Annotated in this window: 19 protein-coding genes and 1 tRNA gene; 13 read left to right on the top strand and 7 right to left on the bottom strand. The window is 62.3% G+C overall.

Annotated features, from left to right (window positions below; translation table 11 throughout):
• Positions 1 to 15 precede the first annotated feature (15 nt).
• The 6 genes from DL899_RS12345 to DL899_RS12370 all read left to right on the top strand — a co-directional run bounded on the left by DL899_RS12345 (position 16) and on the right by DL899_RS12370 (position 5,163).
• Positions 16 to 528: a helix-turn-helix domain-containing protein gene (locus DL899_RS12345; RefSeq protein ID WP_162685571.1), complete on the top strand. Its 513-nt coding sequence runs from the start codon at positions 16 to 18 to the stop codon at positions 526 to 528.
• A gap of 202 nt (positions 529 to 730) precedes the next feature.
• On the top strand, positions 731 to 919 hold the full coding sequence (locus DL899_RS12350) for a hypothetical protein (protein WP_111734665.1): 189 nt from the start codon (positions 731 to 733) through the stop codon (positions 917 to 919).
• Positions 916 to 1,185, top strand: a complete 270-nt coding sequence (locus tag DL899_RS12355; RefSeq protein WP_111734666.1) for a hypothetical protein — start codon at positions 916 to 918, stop codon at positions 1,183 to 1,185. Before DL899_RS12350 ends, DL899_RS12355 begins: the two co-directional genes overlap by 4 nt.
• A 258-nt stretch (positions 1,186 to 1,443) precedes the next feature.
• Positions 1,444 to 2,688, top strand: a complete 1,245-nt coding sequence (locus tag DL899_RS12360; RefSeq protein WP_111734667.1) for a phage major capsid protein — start codon at positions 1,444 to 1,446, stop codon at positions 2,686 to 2,688.
• A 171-nt stretch (positions 2,689 to 2,859) separates the two neighbouring features.
• The gene (locus DL899_RS12365; RefSeq protein ID WP_111734668.1) at positions 2,860 to 3,258 is read left to right on the top strand and encodes a hypothetical protein; all 399 of its coding nucleotides are present in this window, start codon (positions 2,860 to 2,862) and stop codon (positions 3,256 to 3,258) included.
• A gap of 159 nt (positions 3,259 to 3,417) precedes the next feature.
• A complete protein-coding gene (locus tag DL899_RS12370; protein WP_111734669.1) occupies positions 3,418 to 5,163 on the top strand; it encodes a phage tail tape measure protein in 1,746 nt (581 codons plus the stop codon).
• Between the two features lie 114 nt (positions 5,164 to 5,277).
• Here the strand turns inward: DL899_RS12370 and DL899_RS12375 are convergent, their stop codons facing one another.
• Entirely contained in the window at positions 5,278 to 5,616 is a 339-nt protein-coding gene (locus tag DL899_RS12375) for a hypothetical protein (RefSeq protein WP_111734670.1), read from the bottom strand.
• A 230-nt stretch (positions 5,617 to 5,846) separates the two neighbouring features.
• Positions 5,847 to 6,071 (bottom strand): helix-turn-helix transcriptional regulator, encoded by a 225-nt coding sequence (locus tag DL899_RS12380; protein ID WP_239494691.1) that lies wholly within the window; start codon positions 6,069 to 6,071, stop codon positions 5,847 to 5,849.
• 60 nt (positions 6,072 to 6,131) lie between these two features.
• On the opposite strand from DL899_RS12380, the gene DL899_RS12385 reads away from it, so the two are divergent.
• On the top strand, positions 6,132 to 6,506 hold the full coding sequence (locus tag DL899_RS12385) for a hypothetical protein (RefSeq protein ID WP_111734672.1): 375 nt from the start codon (positions 6,132 to 6,134) through the stop codon (positions 6,504 to 6,506).
• A gap of 238 nt (positions 6,507 to 6,744) precedes the next feature.
• Here DL899_RS12385 and DL899_RS12390 read toward each other — a convergent pair.
• Positions 6,745 to 6,821, bottom strand: a tRNA-His gene (locus DL899_RS12390).
• Positions 6,822 to 6,954: 133 nt separating this feature from the next.
• Between DL899_RS12390 and DL899_RS12395 the strand changes: the two genes are divergently transcribed.
• Positions 6,955 to 7,143, top strand: a complete 189-nt coding sequence (locus tag DL899_RS12395) for a DUF6324 family protein (RefSeq protein WP_111734673.1) — start codon at positions 6,955 to 6,957, stop codon at positions 7,141 to 7,143.
• A gap of 18 nt (positions 7,144 to 7,161) precedes the next feature.
• Here the strand turns inward: DL899_RS12395 and DL899_RS12400 are convergent, their stop codons facing one another.
• Positions 7,162 to 7,605: an MmcB family DNA repair protein gene (locus DL899_RS12400; RefSeq protein WP_111734674.1), complete on the bottom strand. Its 444-nt coding sequence runs from the start codon at positions 7,603 to 7,605 to the stop codon at positions 7,162 to 7,164.
• 291 nt (positions 7,606 to 7,896) lie between these two features.
• Complete coding sequence (locus DL899_RS12405; RefSeq protein WP_111734675.1) at positions 7,897 to 8,211, bottom strand: hypothetical protein; 315 nt, start codon at positions 8,209 to 8,211, stop codon at positions 7,897 to 7,899.
• A gap of 182 nt (positions 8,212 to 8,393) precedes the next feature.
• On the opposite strand from DL899_RS12405, the gene ribB reads away from it, so the two are divergent.
• Genes ribB through nusB form a run of 3 tightly spaced genes read left to right on the top strand, consistent with a single transcriptional unit; the run spans position 8,394 to position 10,588 of the window.
• A complete protein-coding gene (gene ribB, locus DL899_RS12410) occupies positions 8,394 to 9,548 on the top strand; it encodes a 3,4-dihydroxy-2-butanone-4-phosphate synthase (RefSeq protein WP_111734687.1) in 1,155 nt (384 codons plus the stop codon).
• A gap of 3 nt (positions 9,549 to 9,551) precedes the next feature.
• Positions 9,552 to 10,094: a 6,7-dimethyl-8-ribityllumazine synthase gene (locus DL899_RS12415; protein WP_111734676.1), complete on the top strand. Its 543-nt coding sequence runs from the start codon at positions 9,552 to 9,554 to the stop codon at positions 10,092 to 10,094.
• Between the two features lie 8 nt (positions 10,095 to 10,102).
• Positions 10,103 to 10,588, top strand: a complete 486-nt coding sequence (gene nusB, locus DL899_RS12420; protein ID WP_239494692.1) for a transcription antitermination factor NusB — start codon at positions 10,103 to 10,105, stop codon at positions 10,586 to 10,588.
• A 123-nt stretch (positions 10,589 to 10,711) separates the two neighbouring features.
• Here nusB and DL899_RS12425 read toward each other — a convergent pair whose 3' ends face one another.
• Complete coding sequence (locus DL899_RS12425; protein ID WP_111734678.1) at positions 10,712 to 13,216, bottom strand: GcvT family protein; 2,505 nt, start codon at positions 13,214 to 13,216, stop codon at positions 10,712 to 10,714.
• A 139-nt stretch (positions 13,217 to 13,355) separates the two neighbouring features.
• Positions 13,356 to 14,357 carry a hypothetical protein gene (locus tag DL899_RS12430; RefSeq protein ID WP_111734679.1) on the bottom strand — a complete coding sequence of 334 codons (1,002 nt, stop codon included), beginning with the start codon at positions 14,355 to 14,357 and terminating at the stop codon, positions 13,356 to 13,358.
• A 154-nt stretch (positions 14,358 to 14,511) separates the two neighbouring features.
• Between DL899_RS12430 and uvrB the strand changes: the two genes are divergently transcribed.
• Entirely contained in the window at positions 14,512 to 16,713 is a 2,202-nt protein-coding gene (gene uvrB, locus DL899_RS12435) for an excinuclease ABC subunit UvrB (RefSeq protein ID WP_111734680.1), read from the top strand.
• On the top strand, positions 16,710 to 17,045 hold the full coding sequence (locus tag DL899_RS12440; RefSeq protein WP_111734681.1) for a hypothetical protein: 336 nt from the start codon (positions 16,710 to 16,712) through the stop codon (positions 17,043 to 17,045). The genes uvrB and DL899_RS12440 overlap by 4 nt, the downstream gene beginning before the upstream one ends.
• Positions 17,046 to 17,291: the final 246 nt, after the last annotated feature.

Consider the following 17,291-nt stretch of genomic DNA (forward strand, 5'->3'; position numbering starts at 1 on the left):
CGAGGGACCGTCGCAATGGGGCGTGATAAGCGCAACGAGAAGCGTCAACAGCAATTCACCAAGTGGATATACGCGCACCGGCTTCTGCCCGCGTGGCAGGCGCTCAGCTTCCCTGCGCGCGATGCCTACTTTCACCTCCAGGTCAGGTGCTATGCCGACACAAAAGCGGCGCGCAACAATAACGGCGAGGTCTTTCGCAGTCTGCGCGACCTATCGTCGGACATGGGGTGCAGCGTCAAGACGGCGGGCGCAGCCCTCGCAGACCTACAGGCGAAAGGCTGGATCGTCGCAACGAACCCCTGGCAGCGGGGTACAGACGGCACCGGGAAGACCGCGACATTCCGGCTGACCATGTTGCCGACCGAAAAACGCGCCGCGACAAATGAGCCTGAGCGATGGGAAGACGGGCATGATTATCCCGTCACCGTCTATGCGTCCTATCGGCCCAAGCCTCGCACGGGTCGCAAACGCAATCTGAAAATTCAGAACCCACCCCCCCCATTCGGGCACACCACCGTGCCCGAATAGGACACACTTGCGCGCGGTGACGCCATGAAGTGTGCCCGAATGGGATACGGATATCGGCTATTTGGGCCGTCTGAGTGTGCCCGAATAGGACACATATCTAATAGCCATCCCCTACAGGCTGAGAGGGGGAGCAGGAACCCAAGGGGGCCTTGATTGGCCAGGATTGCACGGACGACCCAATCAAACCCAAGAGGAAACGACAATGAACGAACTACAGAAGCACCTAATGGTGGAATGCGCGCAAGGCGTAGTGGACTTCACATTGAAGCAGGCTCGCCAGAGCGGCACCTGTCAGATGGAGGCATTGGACTGCCTGATATTGCAATCCCGCGAAACAATCCACTGGGCCAAGGACGCCCGCAAATCTCTGGCAAGGGAGCAAGGGAAATGAGAACGAGAATTAAACGACACCCCGAGTTCAGCCGCGCGAATACGGCAATCGAAGAGGCCATTGCGCAAACGCACATCGAGGGCGGTGATATGCGCTCACTGGCGTCTTGCCTGTTGTCGTTGTCGGCAGCCTTCTATCGCAGCATTCACGGCAGTGAAGGCCCGGATGGTTTGTCCGTTGCCCTGGCAAAGATGGTGGCCGCCGATGCTCAGCGCGAGGCCGAGGGCTTCGAGGCGAAGAGATACGGCAAGGCGGGGCGCGCGTGACCCGGCGTGGTGACAAGAGACAGCGGCGGCGCAATTTCAGCGCCGCCCGCACCCGGAAAAAGCTGCGAATGCGGCAGGCAATCCTTGACAGAAGGTTACGTTATACCATATCATATATTCAGTGTGATTTGCCCCTGACCGGGCACGCCGTCGCAAACTCGACCGGCCACCCTTCGCCAGAGGCGCAGGAGAAAGCACAACCCCCATCAACCGGGGCGGCTTTCTCGCGTGCGCGCCCCTTAGACGAAGGACACGAAAATGAATCTGCAACAGTTGAAAGCGCAGCACCGCGCGAAAGCGAGGGAAGCCCGCGCACTGTATCACAAGATCACGGACGACACACCCGAGGCGGAAGCCCGGAAGATCGAACGGGATTTTAATGCGATCATGCTCGACGTTGACGAACTGCGCGACCGGATCGAAGATGTCGAAGATCGCGCAGCCGGAGACAGGCCCGATCCCCGCCGCCCGAACGAGGACGCCGAAGGGCGTGGCGTTGACCTGGGCGGGAACAGCGAACACCGCGCCGCCTTCTGCAACTGGCTTCGCGCCCCCAAGAGCGACCGCACCCGGCAAGAACTCATGGAGGCAGAGAGGCGCACCGCGTCCAGCCTGACGGATGCGGCTGGCGGCTACCTTGTGCCCGAAGTCATCATGCAGCCGATCTTTGCGCGGGCACGGGACGTTAACCCGTTTCGCAGCGTGGTCCGGGTTGTCGATGTTCAAAGCGGCGATGTGCGGTTTCCCCTAAGCGAATCCGACGCTGATTCCGGCTGGGTTGGCGAAACCGACACACGCACCGCCACTGATGAGCCGACGCTGGTCAGCAAAACCCCGACCTTCGGTGTCTGCTACAGCTATGTGAAGATGACCGAGGAACTGGCCCAGGATGCGCTGATCGACGTGGGCGCATGGTTCCAGACTGAGGCAGGGCGCGCGCTTGGTGAAGCGGAGATGAACGCAATCATTTCCGGCAACGGCACGGACAAGCCCAGCGGTTTCCTGAACGTGGCACCGGAAAGCGGTGATGACGGAAGCCGCACGGCGGATGCGCTCAAGTATATCCCCACGGGCGATGCATCCGCTCTAGGCTCCGACGCGGGCGACAAGCTTCTTGATCTCTACTACGACCTCAAGAGCCAATACCGCGCCAATGCAACTTGGCTCATGAACTCGTCCACTGCGGCAGCCGTGCGCAAGCTCAAGAACGGTTCCGGGGATTATCTCTGGGCCGATAGTTTGCAGAGCGGTCAACCCCCTCGGCTTCTGGGGCACCCCGTCGCCATTGCAGAGGGTATGCCGGATATCGGCGCGGATGAGCATCCCATCGCCTTCGGTGACTGGAACCAGGGTTACATCCTCGCCAAGCGCGGCGACCTGTTTGTTACCGTGGACAACAACATCACCACGCCGGGCTTGATCAAGCTCTACATCCGGCACCGCATTGGCGGCTGTGTGTACGACGAGAACGCCGTGCGCGTGCTGAAGTGTGCGGTGTCGTAAATGAATAACCGCGCCGAGGGCCAAAATATCGGCGCGGCGGTCGGTGGGTCTTCTCCAGCCCACCGGCCACCTTTTCCAGGTGCAAAAAAGGGGGGGGGGCGAAATCTCTGGGGCCGTGGCGCTGGAAACCGACGCCCCCGCCTCTTTTACGCATCCACGTTTAGAATTTCGATGAGGCAGGCAATGGGACGAAACAGGACACCGCTTGAGAAGGCCAAGTTGACGGGCGCGGATCGAAAGAACCCGCAGCGGTTTCGGGACCGTTCCGAGCCTGATTCCGGCGGGCCTCTGGGCAATGCGCCTAAGTATTTCACCGCAGAGCAGCGCAAGGCCTGGGATATGTTCAAGATCGAGTTGGAATGGCTGAGGTCTGCGGACCGGGCAATAGTTGAGTTGGCCTGCATTACGCGGGCCGAGATCATGGCCGGGGGTGCGAACGTCACGGCGGCACTGTTGCGCGAACACCGCCAACAGCTTTCGAGCCTTGGCGCATCGCCAACGTCGCGGTCAAACGTGGCCCTCCCCGGTGAGGCGGATGAACCCGACCCGTTCGCACGCTTCGATTCATGATGCCTTGTTGTGCGCATCCAGAGGTGGTGCAGCGCGCCGGGGCCGTGCGGCGTTGCCCAAGCCCTCTAACTAGATTCGGGCATTCGCCCGCAGAACGAAACCGGGTGACAGCGGGCAAGCTTGCCCAGAAAACCCTCTTGGCAGAATTGGATTCCTGACATGGCCCGCGTTGTCGGTGATATCGCCGTAGAAGTCTCCGCAGATATCGGCCCGCTACAGCGGGAAATGCAGAAAGGCACGAGGTCCACCCAGCAATTCGGGAAGGACTTCGAGACCACTGCGCAGCGCATGGCGAAGATGGCCGGAAAGGTTACGCTCGCCATTGGCGCGATATCGGTTGCGGCTGGCGCGTTGGGGTCTGTCGCGCAGATGGTGACGCAGCAGGCGCGCGAGATTGAAACGCTCTCGCAAACGGCTGGCGTCGGCGTCGAGCGGTTCCAGTCGCTTTCGTTTGCGGTGCGCGAATACGGGATCGAAAGCGAGAAGCTGTCTGACATCCTCAAGGACGTGAACGACAAGTTCGGTGATTTCTTTGCCAATGGCGGCGGGCCGCTCAAAGATTTTTTCGATAACATCGCGCCGAAAGTCGGGGTTACAGCCGATCAGTTTAAGAGGCTCAGCAGCGCCGATGCTCTTGGGCTGTACGTCCAGACGCTTGAGGCCGCGAACGTCTCGCAATCCGAAATGACGTTTTACATGGAGGCGCTGGCGAACGATGCCACGCGCCTTGTGCCCCTGCTTTCAAACAACGCCGATGAAATGAAGCGGCTTGAGCAGAACGCGCGTGACCTCGGCATTGTTCTAAGCGAAGACCTTGTGGAGCGCACGTCACGCATGGCGACGATCTGGAACAAACTCGTTGACAGTATGCGCGCGAAGTTCGTTTCCTTCGCCTCGACGGTTCTTGTCGGCCTGGATAATATTTTTGGTCTGACTGACGCGGGCCAGCTTGCGAACATGCGCGACGAGATGTTCGATCTCGCCGACCAGCGTATGAAGCTACTTAGGCAAATCGAGGATGAAGAGTCCCGTGCCGGTCGGTCGTCATTCGGCACGTCCGACAACACTGAAATCCAGCGCCTCCGGATGTCGGTAGAGGCCACCGAAGAAGAAATGAATCTCATCAATGATGGGATGCGGTCCATTCAGGAAGCGGCGGAAGAGCGCGAGCGCGCCAAGGCCGATCTTGAGGAAGCCCTTTCCGGCGGTGGCGCTGGTGGCGGCGAAGAGTCTGGCGGCGGGAAGGGCAGCAAGGATCGGTTTTCGGAAACCGACTTGGAACGGCTCAAGGATCAGTTCGCCAGCGAGCGCGAGCTTCTCCAGGAGGACTATTCCGAAAAGCTGACGATGCTTAACGAGTTCCTTGAGGCCAAGAAGATCAGCCAAGAGGAATACAACGAATACGTCGAGAAGCTGCAGCGCGACCACAACAACCGCATGACGCAATTGGAAATGGCCCGCCAGGCCGCAACGCTAAACGAGGTGCTGAGCGGGGGGCAGATGATCTTGCAGGGGATCGGGGCATTCAACAAGAAGGCGCTGAAGCTGGCCCAGGCAACCGCCGCCGCGCAAGCCCTTGTCAGCACGTATCAGGGCGCGGCGAAAGAACTTGAGAAAGGCACACTCGGCTTTGCCACGGCTGCGGCAGTGTTTGCAAAGGGGCTGAGCTTTGTTGCAGCCATTAATAACATCTCGGCATCTTCTTATGGCGGCGTAGCTGCCGGCGGGGGTGGCGGTGCGGCTGGCGCGGGCACTACGGCCCCGACTGCACCGGCAGAGCCTGCAATCTCTCAGCAGGTGGCGATCAGTGTCACCGGGGAAATCTTCTCGCAAAACCAAGTCCTGGCGCTGATCGAGCAGATCAACGAGGCGGTGGGCGACGGCGCAACGGTGAGGCTGGCATGACTTCAATCGGCGCAAGTTGCGCCGGTTAAAAGCAAGCGAGGCGCGAAATCTAGGTGGGACAACTTGTCCCACCAAGAAAGCGCAGCACCAGAGGCAATTCTCACGCGCGTGGGGCTACCACGCCTCACAGGCAGAGAAGAAATCACGCTGCTGGAAATCGCCAGCAACCACAACGCCACCGAACATATTGAACCCGACATAGCCGCCCAGTTGGTTCTTGCCATTAACTTCGCCGCACACACGGCGCTCTCTGGTCCCGTCTGCAAGGGACACATCAACAGCCCTGACATTGCGGAACTGTACTGATGCCGGGTCGAAGAAGTCCCGCGTCACCTCTGCTTTGATCTCGGCCATTAACGGGGCGCTGATCGGCACGGGCTTGGAGTTTTCAATCGCGGTCATCTGCACACAGGCAGACAGGGCAACGGTGGCTGTGATGGCAATGGCGCGCATGGGTGAACCTCTTGGCAAAGGATATCTCGCAGCATAACCCGTTCGCTCTCAAATGCGCAATTTCCACGATACCGACCAAGCCGACAAGACAGGCGTCGATACTCGCGCCGTTCGCCGCAATGCCAAGATCGGCGAGAAGATCACGCCCGCCAAGATCGGCGGCAGTGGCTTGGCAACCGTTGGGGCTAACAGCGGTAAGGTTGCCGCCCTACGCGCGCTCAACTGTTGCTTTACTTCTTTAGCCTCACCCCCGGCCCGCCGCCATTTTCCTTGATGAATTCTACCCCGGCAGCCTCTAGGGCAGCGCGAACTTTCGCCACGTTTTCGGGGTTCATGTCGTAACGACCGGTCTCGAAGTTCGATATCGTGTTGCGATGAACGCCAGAAGCTTTTGCCAGATCGGCAAGAGACCAATTCAAAGCTCCACGCGCCATTCTAACTTGTGCAGACTTCACAACTAAGTTATCCTTGTGCTGTTGTCACAGGTGACAATATCACAACCGGAGGCTCACGCAATGAAAGATACAGACCTGAATACATTGGAAGATCGGATCGCTTGGTTTTGCGAACACTTCGAAGTTTCGCCGCCGAAAATCGAATATGACGAAGACGAACCTGGCGCGGTTCTTCTGACCGACGAGCTTTTAAAGTGGTGTCGCGTCGAGGGCATTTCTATCGACTGGCTTTTTGCGGGCGGCGTCGGCAGCATGGCGGCAGTTTTCCGCGACAAATACAAAATAGACCCGGAAGTCCGCGAGGCCGTGGACCTCATCAGCCAACTGAGCGAGGAAGAGCAGGGGATCATCTTGGATGCTTTGAAGTCTGAAGCGCCCTTTGAGGATGCGTTGCAAATGGCCCACAAGCAGATTGAGGCGCTGCGCGCTGCTTAACCAATCGCGAATCCAACCACGAAGCCGGGGCCTCTGTGCCCCGGTTTTTTATTAGAGCGATCCCGCTCACACGAAGCGATGCCAATAGCTGGTGACACACCCCGCGCGCAGATCGGAAGAAGGGATTCGGGTTTTTTCTTGTGGTGATTTTCGGGGCAGAACCGTTACCCCACCCGTTACCCCGGACCGATTTCAGCTAGGCCGGATCACTCAATTACCATCTAACTCACTGATTTTATGGTACCGCCTCCCCGACTTGAACGGGGGACCTCTTGATCCACAATCAAGCGCTCTAACCTACTGAGCTAAGGCGGCACTGACGCGCGATTTAGCTTCAGACGATCACGAGCGCAAGAGGTTTGGGCGCGATGTTTGCCGGTTTGATGGCCCGTCTTGCCAAAGCCGCGCGAACCCGATAGCAGCAGATCGCTTTTGCCAGGAGGGCATCATGGGCATGAACACAGAACGAGATGTCGAGGCCAATCTTCGCATCGGCCCGACCGACCGCGGCATGGTCCGCCTCTTCATCGACGCCGATGGCGTGGAAATCCCGATGGATTTCGAACCCGACGAGGCACGCGAGATCGCCGAAGAGATCCTTGCCGCCATCCGCATCGCCGAGGCACGCGGTTCCTGATCACCTGTCCAATGGCCGTCACGGTTGTGGATCGCGCAGCGCCTGCAGCCGCCGCGCCGCGTAGCGCGCCAGCCGCCGTGTCAGCGCCGCCCGGCGCGCCGGGACCAGGCGCGTCTCGGGCGCCATGCGGATGATTTCGGCGCCATAGGCATCGGCAAGAATCAGCCCGGTTTCATCCGGCAGCAGCTCGGTCGGAAATTCCGCATCCACCGCCCAGAAATAGCGGTCGCACCAGTCCAGGTAGCCCTGCCATTTCGCGTCCCGGGTGAAATCGGCGCGCGAGGATTTGCATTCGACCACCCAGATTTCCCCCTTTGGCCCCAGCGCGATGACATCCACCCGGCGGCCGCGTTCGGGGGTGAATTCCTCGACGCAGGCGAAATCGAACCCGGCCAAGTGGCGGCACACCCCGCGCGCCAGCAACTGGCCGGGGGAAAGCGGGGGATCGGGCCGTTCGGTCATGAGGTGATTATGAACAAACCGGGAACACATGCAACCCCTTGCCGGGTGCCCCCGCAACGCCTAGGTAAAGAGCGTGGCGGGTGCTGCCCTTCTCGTGAACGGTTGCATTCCGGTGGCCTTAAGCAATTCCGAGGGAGCTGGCTCTGTCCGGGCCGTGGTCTGGTTATCCGGCGCCCACCTGTACATACAGGTCCTCGGGAATGAGAGAACCAAACGGTTGCGGTGGGCCCGTCACACACCCTGCCCCGACTGCCTGCCGCCGGGAAACGCTGCTGCTTGCGGCATAGCGCCTCAGAACTGGCGGCGGGTGTCTTCGACCGGTACGGGAATTGTCGCGTGCTCGGGCCGCATGACGTGCTGACGCAGACCGCCGTGGTGGTCATCGTCATCCTTCATCCGCATCACCGCGATGGCGAACTGGACGCCGGCAAAGACGATGCCGTTGGCGAACCAGAGCACCAGCAGCGCCAGCCACCCCTTGTCGGAGGTCGCAATCAGGTGGCGCAGATGTGCCACGTCAAACCACAGCAGCATTGCCACGAACAGCCCGGCAATCGCAAATCCGATCAGGACGTTGACGATGTAAAGGCGGATGAGCTTGGGCATGGTGCGGGCCTCCCTGCGGCGCTATTCATTAATATCTAACACATGATCCGTCAGTCTCAAGACGGCAGGCGTAATCGTCGCACGATCCGGCCGCCGGCGCCGCGATCGCGGGCAATATCGCTCTGGCCATCACCCGGCCCCTGCGCTAGATGGCAGGTCGCAGCCGCGCATTGGAAGGGATCATGTCGGAAACCCAGGCTTTTGAAAAACCCGGTCCGGTCGAATCGTCGCTGGCCAGCGCGATTTCCCCGATAGAGGACATCATCGCCGCCGCCAGGGCGGGCGAGATGTTCATCCTTGTCGATCACGAGGACCGCGAGAACGAAGGCGACCTTGTGATCGCCGCCGAGTTTGCCGACGCGCAGGCGATCAACTTCATGGCCGTGCACGGGCGCGGCCTGATCTGCCTGCCGATGACGGCCGAACGGATCGACCGGCTGGGTCTGCCGATGATGGCGGTCAACAACTCGTCCCGCCACGAGACCGCGTTCACCGTGTCGATAGAGGCGCGCGAGGGCGTCACCACCGGCATCTCGGCCGCCGACCGCGCGCATACCGTCGCGGTGGCGATCAACGAACAGAACACCGCCGCCCACCTGGCCACGCCCGGCCATGTCTTTCCGCTGCGCGCGCGTCGCGGCGGCGTTTTGGTGCGCGCGGGCCATACCGAGGCCGCCGTCGACATTGCCCGACTGGCGGGGCTAAACCCGTCCGGCGTGATCTGTGAGATCATGAAGGACGACGGCACCATGGCGCGCCTGCCCGATCTGGTGGAATTCGCCGCCACGCACGGGCTGAAGATCGGCACCATATCCGATCTCATCGCCTATCGTCACAAGCACGACAACCTGGTGCGCGAAGTGCGGCGCGCAACGGTGGCATCGTCGCATGGCGGCGAATGGCAGATGCAGATCTATGCCGACATGATCACCGGCACCGAACACGTCGTCCTGGTCAAGGGCGACATCACCGATGGTCGGCCGGTCCTGGCGCGCACGCATGCGCTCAACGCGCTGGAGGATGTGCTTGGCATCGGTCTTTCCGCCGATGACGCTGGCCCCGCCGGCAAGCTGCCCCGCGCGATGGAGATCATTGCAAGAGAAGGGCGCGGCGCGGTGTTCCTGTTCCGCCAGCCACGCCCGACCCTCGCCAGCGAGATCGACGAGGATGACAGCCCCCGCACCATCAAGCAGACCGGACTGGGCGCACAGATCATATCGACCATGGGCCTGCACGAGCTGATCCTGCTGACCGACAGCCCCGACACCCGGTATCTCGGGCTTGATGCCTATGGCATCTCGATTGTCGGCACCCGCTCGCTGAACGCGGAGACCTAGATCATGGCCGGAACCGAATACACCCTGCCCCGCGCGGAATTCGACGCCCCGGTCAAGCTGTTGATCGTGGTCGCCCCCTTTTACCGCGACATCGCCGACATGCTGATCAAGGGCGCCACGGCCGAGATCGAGGCCGCCGGCGGCACGCACGAGATCGTCGAGGTACCGGGCGCGCTGGAAATTCCCACCGCCATTGCCCTGGCCGACCGGATGCGCCGGTATGACGGCTTTGTCGCGCTGGGCTGCGTGATCCGGGGCGAGACCACGCATTACGAGACCGTCTGCAACGACAGCTCCCGCGCGCTTACGCTGCTGGGGCTCGAGGGCACCTTGATCGGCAACGGCATCCTGACGGTCGAGAACCGCGAACAGGCCATTGCCCGCGCTGATCCCAATGAGATGAACAAGGGCGCCGGCGCTGCGGCTGCGGCGCTTCACCTAGTGGCGCTGTCGCGCCGGTGGGGCGGAGAGCGCAGCGAGGTGGGCTTTATGCCCGGCCCCGGCACCACCCCGCCCGAGGATGACGGGACGACCCCGCGGGCATGAGCATCGAGATGAGCGAAGAAAAACCGAAATTGTCCGGCAACGCGCGCCGCAAGATGCGTTCAGCGGCGCGGCTCTATGCCGTGCAGGCGCTCTTTCAGATGGAGCATTCCGGCCAGGACGCGCGCGCCGTGGCGCGAGAATTCCTCGACCACCGCTTTGGCGCCGAAATCGACGAGGGCGTCGAGATGGCCGAGGGCGACATAGACCTTTTCCGCCAGATCATCGACGAGACGGTGAACTGGCAGGCAAAAGTCGACCAGATGACTGACCGCGCCATCGTCGCCAAGTGGAAGATCGACCGCATCGACCCAACCTTGCGCGCGCTCTTTCGCGCCGCCGGGGCCGAAATGGTGGCCACCGACACCCCGCCCAAGGTGGTGATCGTGGAATATGTCGACATCGCCCGCAGCTTCTATCCCGAGGGGCGCGAGGCGAAATTCGTCAATGCCGTCCTTGACCACATGGCGCGCGAGGCCCGGCCAGAGGCGTTCTGATCAGGGCTGTTCATCTGGCCCCGCCATCCGTCACAAGCCGCGCCGCGCCTTGCTCTGCCCACAGGCGCAGACAGGAAAATCTGTGTGGGTCGGGTGGACAGAAACCGGTTGCGGACCGCGCCCTTACCCGTCCTTGCGGATGGCCTCGTTTTTCGGGTCATAGGGGCTGTCGCAGGTCACGGTGGCATCCCACAGCTTGTCCAGCATCCTGACCTTCAGCCTGGTTCCTTCGACCGCCAGGTCGGGGCGCACATAGCCCATGCCGATGGATTTCCCGAAGGCCACCGAATAGCCGCCCGAGGTCAGCCGCCCGACACGGGTACCGTCCGGGGCATAAAGCGCCTCGCGCCCCCACGGGTCGGCATCATCGGGGCCGTCGATCAGCATGGTGCAGCATTTCTCGCGCACGCCGGTCTCGATCAGCTTGTCCTTGCCGTGGAAATCCTTTTCCAGGTCGACAAAGCGCGGCAGGTCAGCCTCCAGCGGGGTGGCGTCGCGGCCCAGCTCGTTGCCGAAGGCGCGATAGCTTTTCTCCTGGCGGAGCCAGTTCTGCGCCCGTGCGCCGACCAGCTTCATCCCGTGTTTTTCACCCGCGCCCTCCAGCAGATCGAACAGATAGGTCTGCATCTCCATCGGGTGGTGCAGTTCCCACCCCAACTCGCCGGTATAGGCGACGCGGATGGCGTTCACGGGGCACATGCCCAGCTCGACCTGTCTGGCCGACAGCCACGGGAAACGCTTGTTAGACAGCACAGTGGCCGGGTCGGCGTCCTTGATCACCTCGTTCAGCAGGGCGCGCGATTTCGGACCGGCAATGGCGAATACGCCCCATTGCGTGGTCACGTCCTGGATCTCGACATAGCCGAAATCATCCATCCGGGCCTCGGCTGCCTTGCGCAGGTAGTCGGCATCGTATTCCGACCATGCCCCGGCCGAGACGAGGTAATATTCGTGCTCCTTCAGCCGCACGATGGTGTATTCGGTGCGGGTGGTGCCGTGGTCGGTCAGCGCGTAGGTCAGGTTGATGCGCCCCACCCGAGGCAGCTTGTTACAGGTGAACCAATCGAGGAACGCGGTCGCGCCCGGCCCCCTGACGATGTGCTTGGCAAAGGCGGTGGCGTCGATCAGGCCCACGCCTTCGCGGATCGCCTTTGCCTCTTCCACGGCATATTGCCACCAGCCCCCGCGGCGAAAGCTGAGCGCGTCGTGGTCAAAGTTTTCCGGCGCGTCGAGCGGGCCGAAATAATTCGGCCGTTCCCAGCCGTTGACCCAGCCGAATTGCGCGCCGCGTGCCTTTTGCCGGTCATAGGCCGGCGCGGTGCGCAGCGGGCGGCAGGCCGGGCGTTCCTCGTCGGGGTGGTGCAGGATGAAAACGTGCTCGTAGCATTCCTCGTTCTTGCGGGCCGCGAATTCGGTCGTCATCCAGGATTGCGCGTACCGCTTGGAGTCGAGGCTGGCCATGTCGATCTCGGCCTCGCCCTCGACCATCAACTGCGCGAGGTAATAGCCGGTACCGCCTGCTGCGGTGATGCCAAAGCTGAACCCCTCGGCCAGCCACATGTTGCGCAGCCCCGGTGCGGGACCCACCAGCGGGTTGCCGTCGGGGGTATAGCAGATCGGGCCGTTGAAATCGTCCTTGAGCCCCACGGTTTCCGAACTGGGAATCCGGTGGATCATGCTCATGTATTCCTCTTCGATCCGCTCCAGGTCCAGCGGGAAGAGATCGGCGCGGAAGCTGTCGGGCACGCCATAGGCAAAGCGCGCCGGGGCGCCCCGCTCGTAGGGGCCGAGTATCCAGCCGCCGCGTTCCTCGCGCACGTACCACTTGGCGTCTGCGTCGCGCAGCACCGGGTGCTCGCCATGAGTCTTGCGGAATTCCACCAGCGCCGGGTCGGGCTCGGTCACGATATACTGGTGCTCTACCGGGATCGCGGGCATCTTGATGCCCAACAGGCGTGCAGTACGCTGGGCGTGGTTGCCGCTTGCCGTCACCACGTGTTCGGCGCTGACGATGACCTGTTCGTCCGAAGGGGTCAGGTTGCCGCCCTTCTCGACCATCTTGGTCAGCGTCACGTCCCAGTGGTCACCCTTCCACTCGAACCCGTCCACCTGCCATTTGCGCTCGATCGTCACGCCGCGCTGGCGCGCGCCCTTGGCCATGGCCATGGTCACGTCGGCAGGGTTTATGTAGCCGTCGGTGGGATGATAGATCGCGCCCTTCAGATCGTCGGTGCGCACCAGCGGCCAGCGTTCCTTGATCTGCCCGGGGGTCAGCCATTCATAAGGCACGTCGCAGGATTCGGCCGTTGAGGCATAGAGCATGTACTCGTCCATGCGTTCCTGGCTTTGGGCCATGCGCAGGTTACCGACCACCGAGAACCCGGCGTTAAGGCCGGTCTCATCCTCGAGCGTCTTGTAGAAATCGACCGAATACTTGTGGATATGGGTGGTGGCGTAGGACATGTTGAAAAGCGGCAGCAAACCAGCCGCATGCCAGGTGCTGCCCGAGGTCAGCTCGTCACGTTCCACCAGCATCACGTCGTCCCAGCCCGCCCGGGCCAGGTGATAGGCAATCGAGGTTCCGACGGCACCGCCGCCGACGACAAGGGCTTTGACCTGGGTTTTCATCTGCTGCGTCTCCCTGCGCGCGTCCTTCTGGCGGGTTTTACCATCTCAGCACGGCGATGGGTGGTCCAGCCGACGCAAAGTCGTGCAAAACCGACCTCGCGGTTGTCACGGCGATGCAGGGAGGGTGTTCAGCAGATGTTCAGTTGCACAGACGGCCCGAAGATGAATCCAGGCAGGACCGGCCACCCGAAAGCGTCAGCCGCTTGGGCCCGCCATCCCCGCCCTGGCCCGCCTGCCCTGCCTTGCCGGGCGTCAGGCGCGACACCTCGGCCCCGCCCTGCAGGGCCTGTCCGCCCTGGGGCGCGGGCGCGGGGGACGCATCCGCGCCCGACGCCTGCGGCTCTTCGGGGTCGGACATGTAGGCCGCCGCCGCCATTTCCAGGAATTCCGCCTTCTGATCCTCGGGCACATGCGGGGCGTTGCTACCGACATGGGGGACGGGTTGGTCCAGCATGGCGTTCAGCGAGTCATAGTCGATGCCGTTCAGCAGTGATGCCAGATCATCAACCGGGTGGTCGGCATAGACCCCGATGGCAACGCCATCGCCGATATAGGCCTGCAACATCACCGGACCCGCCGGGTCGCTGCCAAGACCGGTCTTGGGGTCGATCAGGCGGAAAAAGAACACACCCTGGATGATGTCGAACCCCTCCAGCCAGGCGCCTTCCGGGTCGATGCGTGGATCGACAAAGGCGGTCACCCGGCTGGCCCGTGCGCGCCCATCGGGCTGCGGCTCGAAACGGGCCGACAGGCGCACCCGGTCGGATCCGCGGACATACTCATAGACCTCATTGCGGGCGGCCTTTTGCGACGCCTTGATCCGGTCCTTCAGGGCGCGCTGTTCCAGCAAACCGAGGCCGCGCATGGCCTCTTCGTCGCCCGAGGCATCGCGCACCCATTTGCCGCGTTCCCACCCGGCGACGGTTTCGGGCAGGTGTTCGCGCGCATCCTGCGACTGGCGGCGGGTCTTGTCGATGGCGCCCAGCGTGCCGCTGACGCGGCTGGTGACGCTGTCGGCATAGGCGGAAAGGCCAAAGTCGGTGGGGCCGGCACCGGCCTGGCGCGCCTGCGTCACGAAGTCGACCCCCACCGCTGCGGTGACGGCGACACAGACGAAACCGGCGGTATAAACGTTGAACATGATCGCACTCCTGAATTCTGCCGGCTGGAAAATGGCCGTGAATTCGGGCGGAAATCGGGTATGCGAGCGGCGATTTCCCGGCTTGCACGGCTGGTCCGGGTTGAACTGGCGGGCAAAGCCATCAACTCTGTGCCACAGTCCGAGGAATCGCTTTATGCCCTATGCCCATTCCGACACCCAGCCGCCGCTGCAGCACGCCGCCCCGGGGGATGTGCGCGAGCGCCCCAAGCTGGAAGGCGGTAAGCGTTTCCGCATGGTGACCGATTTCTCGCCGGCGGGCGATCAGCCGCATGCCATCGCCGAGCTGGCCGAGGGCATAAACGAAGGCGAACGCAACCAGGTGCTGCTGGGCGCCACCGGCACCGGCAAGACCTACACCATGGCCAAGGTGATCGAGAAAACCCAGCGCCCAGCCATCATCCTGGCCCCCAACAAGACGCTGGCGGCCCAGCTTTACGGCGAATTCAAGGGCTACTTTCCCGACAACGCGGTGGAATACTTCGTCAGCTACTACGACTACTACCAGCCCGAGGCCTATGTGGCGCGCTCGGACACCTATATCGAGAAGGAAAGCCAGATCAACGAACAGATCGACCGCATGCGCCACTCGGCCACGCGGGCGCTGCTGGAACGCGACGACGTGATCATCGTCGCCTCGGTCAGCTGCATCTACGGCATCGGCAGCGTCGAAACCTACGGCGCCATGACGCAGGACCTGCAGGTGGGCCACGACTATGACCAGCGCAGTATCATGGCCGACCTGGTGGCGCAGCAATACCGCCGCAACGACCAGGCGTTTCAGCGCGGCAGCTTCCGTGTGCGCGGCGACAGCCTGGAAGTCTGGCCCGCCCACCTGGAGGACCGCGCCTGGAAGCTGAGCTTTTTCGGGGAAGAGATTGAATCTATTACCGAATTCGATCCTCTCACCGGCGAAAAGACGGTGACGATGGAGCGCATCCGCATCTATGCCAATTCGCACTACGTCACGCCCAAGCCGACGATGCAGCAGGCCATCATCAACATCCGCAAGGAGCTGCGCCAGCGGCTTGACCAACTGGTCGGCGAGGGCAAGCTGCTCGAGGCGCAGAGGCTGGAACAGCGCACCAGTTTCGACCTAGAGATGCTCGAGGCCACGGGCGTCTGTTCGGGCATCGAGAACTATTCGCGCTACCTGACCGGCCGCGCCCCGGGCGAGCCGCCCCCCACCCTGTTCGAATTCATCCCCGACAACGCCATCGTCTTTGCCGACGAAAGCCATGTCAGCGTGCCCCAGATCGGCGGCATGTACAGGGGCGACTTTCGGCGCAAGTCCACCCTGGCCGAACACGGGTTCCGCCTGCCGTCCTGCATGGACAACCGCCCGCTCAAGTTCGAGGAATGGGACGCCATGCGCCCGCGATCGGTGTTCGTCTCGGCCACCCCAGCGGCGTGGGAGATGGAACAGACCGGCGGCGTCTTTACCGAACAGGTGATCCGCCCCACCGGCCTGCTGGACCCGATGGTGGAAATCCGCCCCGTTGAAACCCAGGTCGACGACCTGCTGGACGAGGTGCGCAAGGTGTCGGCACGCGGCATGCGCACGCTGGTCACCACCCTGACCAAGCGCATGGCCGAGGACCTGACCGAATACCTGCACGAACAGGGCATTCGCGTGCGCTACATGCATTCGGACATCGACACGCTGGAACGGATCGAAATCCTGCGCGACCTGCGGCTGGGGGCGTTTGACGTGCTGGTGGGCATCAACCTGCTGCGCGAGGGGCTGGATATTCCCGAATGCGGGCTGGTGGCCATTCTGGATGCCGACAAGGAGGGCTTCTTGCGGTCGGAAACATCGCTGATCCAGACCATCGGGCGCGCGGCCCGCAACGCCGAGGGTCGGGTGATCATGTATGCCGACCGCATCACCGGCAGCATGGAACGCGCCATCGGCGAAACCGACCGCCGCCGCGCCAAGCAGATGGCCTATAACGAGGAACACGGCATCACCCCCGAAACGGTGAAAAAGAACGTCGACGACATTCTTTCCGGACTCTACCAAGGCGATGTGGACATGAACCGCGTCACCGCCACGATCGAAAAGCCGATGGTCGGCGCCAACCTGCAGGCCCACCTGGAAAGCCTGCGCAACGATATGCTCAAGGCCGCCGAGAACCTGGAGTTCGAAGAGGCCGCGCGCCTGCGCGATGAAATCAAGCGGCTTGAGGCCGTGGATCTGGCCGTTCACGACGACCCGCTGGCACGCCAGCAGGCCGTCGAAAAGGCCGCCGATGATGCCGTTGGGGCGCGGGGCCGCTCGACCGCCGGGCGCCCGGGCCAGCGCGGCGGAAACGTGAAAAGGAGGAAATCGAAATGAAACGCGCCCTGCTCGCCCTTCTGGCCCTCACGCCCCTGCCGGCCTTCGCCGATAACATCGCCATTTGCATGGACGCGGGCAAAAGCGAAGAGATCTGCGCCTGCGCGGCCGAGGCCTTGGCGAAAGAGACCACCGCCGAAGATCTTGCCCAGTACGACGCGATCTCGGCGGTTTTCGTGGAACAGCGCGCCGAGGGTCTGGGCTGGGTCGAAGCCTGGGATAAGGCTGTAACCACGGTGGCCGGTGAAACCGGCATGAACGCCAGCACATTACAGACCGCAATGAACCCGGTCGGCACGGCACATCGAAAGGCGATGAAGGGCTGTGAGTGAGTGGCGGTGAGGGGAAAGCACGCGTAGGGTGGGCTTCCAGCCCACCATGCCGGAACGTGCTTCATCTCGGTGGGGTGAAACCCCACCCTACGGGTCGCATGACAAACACATGAATTCATTGAGCTACCCCCCGAAATTCGGACAGTGACGTAAGCTACGATTTGCAGTCTGCTGATCTTCGACGAGAAGGAGATCAGAGATGTCGAAACGCAAACAACATGCGCCCGAGTTCAAGGCGAAGGTCGC

This window comes from Roseovarius amoyensis (assembly GCF_003260265.1).
Taxonomy (GTDB): Bacteria; Pseudomonadota; Alphaproteobacteria; order Rhodobacterales; family Rhodobacteraceae; genus Roseovarius; species Roseovarius amoyensis.